The sequence below is a fragment of the Kribbella caucasensis genome, from assembly GCF_004361855.1.
GTDB classification, from domain to species: Bacteria; Actinomycetota; Actinomycetes; order Propionibacteriales; family Kribbellaceae; genus Kribbella; species Kribbella caucasensis.
The window spans coordinates 1-3,614 of the sequence record NZ_SNWQ01000072.1 but is presented as its reverse complement, the minus strand read 5'-3'; the positions used below and the strand labels follow the sequence as shown (position 1 = coordinate 3,614).

Below are 3,614 nucleotides of genomic sequence, written 5' to 3'. Positions count from 1 at the left end.
ATCGGTAGGTCGTGGGAGAGTAGGACGTCGCCGGACATTCACACTGTTAAGGGCCACCCCACCGGGGTGGCCCTTAACATTTCTGGCTGTAGTTTTGTGTGAGTGTGTCCTTCGCACACCCCTCGTACGACCGTAAGGAGTCACCGTGGCTACGCCACCTCGCAACCCCAAGCCCGGTTCGGGCGACCGACGTGGTTCGTCCGGCGGTGCCGGCCGCTCCGGTCGGGCCGGCGGTGGGCGCTCTGACTCCCCTGGTCGCGGCGGTTCCGCGGGCGGCGGAGGTTTCCGTGGTTCGTCTTCCGGGCGCGGTGATGGTCCCCGCTCGGGTGGTCCTCGTTCTGGTGGTCCGCGCAGCGGCGCCGGCGGTGGTACCGGTGGTGCTGGCCGCGGTGGTGCCGGTGGAGGCCGTGCTGGTGCTGGTGAGGGCGGCCGCGGTGGTTCGGGCGGGACGGGTTCTGGGCGTGGCGGTTCAGGCTTCTCGGGTTCCGGGCGCGGTGGCTCAGGGTTTGCGGGTTCTGGCCGAGGTGGGTCTGGGTTCGCCGGTAAGGGCCGTGGTGGGTCGGGCTATGCGGGGTCCGGTCGTACTGATGGCGGGCCTCGGGGCGAAGGCTCGCGGGATGGCGGGGAGAATCGACGGGGATTCGCTGGTTCGCGTGCGGATGACCGCGGCGAGCGGGATCCGTTCAAGGGACAGTTGTCGGGCGGTGGGCGCCGAGACGATCGCGGTGAGCGTGGCTCCGGCGATCGGCGAGGCAGTGCGCCCCGGGACGAGCGTTCGGGTGGGCCGCGCGATGGGCGCGGGTACGCCGATCGCGGTCCGCGGCGGGATGACCGAGGCTCTGGTGGCAGCCGCTGGGACGACCGCGGAAGCGCCGGCCGCGGCCAGGGCAGCGGATACAGCCGCGACAACCGGGCTGGTGGTCGCGATGACCGCACTGGGTACAACCGGGACGACCGGGGATCTGCCCGCGACGACCGCGGTGGGTACAGCCGGGACGACCGCGGTGGAGCTGCGCGTGGTGAGCGCGGTGGGTACAACCGCGGCGAGGGCAGCGGATACAGCCGCGACAACCGGGCTGGAGGTCGCGATGACCGCAGTGGGTACAACCGGGACGACCGGGGATCTGCCCGCGACGACCGCAGTGGGTACAGCGGCCGGGATGACCGGCGTGGGTACAACCGCGATGAGCGTGGACGGGACGATCGGGGTTCTGGCGACCGCGGTGGTCGGTCTGATGACCGGGGCAGCTCGGGGCGTGGTGGATACCAGCGCGATGAGCGGTCCGGGGGAGATCGTGGCGGCTTCCGGCGGGACGAGCGTGGTGGGCGGCGGGATGAGCAGGGGTTCCGTCGCGATGAGCGGCCTGGGCGGGACGACCGGGGTGGGTTCCGGCGGGATGAACGCGATTCACGTGGTGCTGGGTCCCGGGGCGGGGATCGGGCCGGCTCGGGGCGTGGTGGATTCCGGCGCGATGAGCGGTCCGGGGGCGGCGACCGTGGCGGGTTCCGGCGGGATGAGCGCGTTGCGGGACGGCGAGATGTTCGGGATCGGGACGGGCGCCGGAGCGACGAGGAGAAGGCTGGGCCGCGGCGCGATGATCCGCCGATTCCGGAGGGGATCACCGGGGCTGAGCTCGATCGTGGGGTGAAGGCGGAGCTGCGGTCGTTGCCGCGGAGTCTGGCCGACCTTGTGGCGCAGCATCTGGTCGCCTCGGGGCAGTTCCTCGAGGACGATCCTGAGCTCGCGTACCAGCACGCGAAGACGGCTCGGCGGCTGGCCGCGCGGCTCGGGGGAGTGCGCGAGGCGGTTGCGATCACGGCGTACCTGGCTGAGCACTTCGACGAGGCGCTGACCGAGTTTCGCGCGGTGCGGCGGATGACTGGGCATCACGAGGTCCTGCCGATGATGGCGGACTGCGAGCGTGCGCTCGGGCGGCCGGAGAAGGCGCTGGCGTTGTCGCGGGAGCGGGCCGTACTCGAGCTCGAACCCGCGTCGCAGATCGAGATGCTGATCGTCGCGGCCGGTGCGCGCCGGGACATGGGGCAGACTGCCGCGGCGATCCAGACGCTCGAGGTACCGGAGCTGACCAAGCGGACTCGGGCCGAATGGCTGCCGAGGTTGCGATACGCGTACGCCGACGCGCTGGCGGAGGCTGGGCGTACCGAGGAGGCGCTGGTCTGGTTCCACCGGGCGGCTGGTGTGGACGGCGATGGTTCCACCGGGGCTGCTGAGCGGGCTGCTGAGCTCGAGGGCCTGGAGTTCACCGACCTCGCCGGAGACGAAGAGGACGTCGACGACGAGGACGGCGAAGCCTTCGTGCAGGAAGTAGACGCGGACGAGTACGTCGACGGAGGCGACGCGGACGACGTGCTGGACGCGGATGAGGACGTCGATGCAGACGACCCGGATGACGCTGACGACGCGGATGACGGCGTTGACGAGGCTGCTGAGGGCGACGTGCTGGACGCGGTCGACGAGGACGAGGATCTCGACGCGGACCAGGACGGCGCCGAGGAAAAGCCGAAGGACTGAGGTATCAGCGAGTGGCCCGGGTGGGCGGTGAGTGATCGCCGGCCACCCGGGCCATTTTGTTTGCCCGGGGTCAGGGGTTGAGCTTGAGGGGGAGAATGGGGGGATGGTGACGTGGGTGGGCGAACCGCTGACCGGTGAGACGCCGGTCGGGACGTTGGTGGCGGTTGCCCTGGTGAAGGGGACCGGGCGGCTGCAGGGCGCGATCGAGATGCTGGAGAAGGGCGAGGACGACGCCATCCACCAGGTGCGGGTGTCCTGCCGGCGACTCAGGAGCGATCTGAGGCTGTTCCGGAAGCTGCTGGCGGGAGACTGGGCCGGCGAACTCCGGGCTGATCTTGCAGCCCTCGCGGCAGCGTGCGGGGAGGCGCGGGATCTCGAGGTGATCGCCGCGCTGGTCCAGGAGACGGCGACCAGCGAGGACGATCCGGAACACGTGGCGACGATTCTCAGCACCTTGACCGTCGGGCTGGAGCGGGCGGCTGCTCGATCGGCCGAGGTGGTCGCGAGTGAGCGGACCGTCCAGCTGGTCAAGGATCTCGAGGCCATCGCGGAGACCCCTGAGCTCAAGCAGAAGGCGTCCCGGCCCTGTAGTGAGGTGTTGCCGCAGTTGCTTGAGTCAGCGCGCCACACGTTCTCCGGCGCGGCGGACCAGCTCAAGCCCTGGACCGAGGACGACGACTGGCACGAGGTGAGGTTGCTGGCCAAGCGAGTCCGGTACGCCGCGGACACCAGCGCGGCCGTGTTGGGCGAGGAGGCGAAAGAGGTCGCGACGCAGGCCGCCAAGTTCCAGGAGTTGCTCGGGCAGCACCAGGACCACTGTGCGGCGGCGGATGCGCTCAAGGGCCTCGCCAACGCCGCGGCCGAGCAGGGCGACGCGGAGTTGTGCTTCACCCTCGGCCGGTTGACCGAGAGGCACCGCGCTGCCCGGAAGCCGCTGCGCGAGGAGTTCCTGAGCCTCTACCACCGGCCCTGACCAGGAGGCAGCACTAGCCAGCTTGGGCCGTGTCTGTCGTTCCGGGTGAGTCAAGTCTGGGTCTGGTTCAGGCGGCGAGTCCGGCGCGGGTGATGAGGTTGTCGATCG

General features: G+C 70.5%; 3 protein-coding genes. All 3 read left to right on the top strand.

The annotated features are described in order from the left end of the window. Positions 1-287 precede the first annotated feature (287 nt). Positions 288-1,649, top strand: coding sequence for a hypothetical protein (locus tag EV643_RS43800; RefSeq protein ID WP_133806146.1), 1,362 nt, complete (start codon positions 288-290; stop codon positions 1,647-1,649). Next, a complete protein-coding gene (locus EV643_RS43795; protein WP_238166227.1) occupies positions 1,646-2,533 on the top strand; it encodes a tetratricopeptide repeat protein in 888 nt (295 codons plus the stop codon). Before EV643_RS43800 ends, EV643_RS43795 begins: the two co-directional genes overlap by 4 nt. A gap of 103 nt (positions 2,534-2,636) precedes the next feature. Beyond that, a complete protein-coding gene (locus EV643_RS43790) occupies positions 2,637-3,506 on the top strand; it encodes a CHAD domain-containing protein (protein ID WP_133806145.1) in 870 nt (289 codons plus the stop codon). Positions 3,507-3,614: the final 108 nt, after the last annotated feature.

Excerpts from the sequence above, each read along its gene's own strand:
- EV643_RS43790 (WP_133806145.1), top strand. The coding sequence starts at position 2,637 with ATGGTGACGTGGGTGGGCGAACCGCTGACCGGTGAGACGCCGGTCGGG.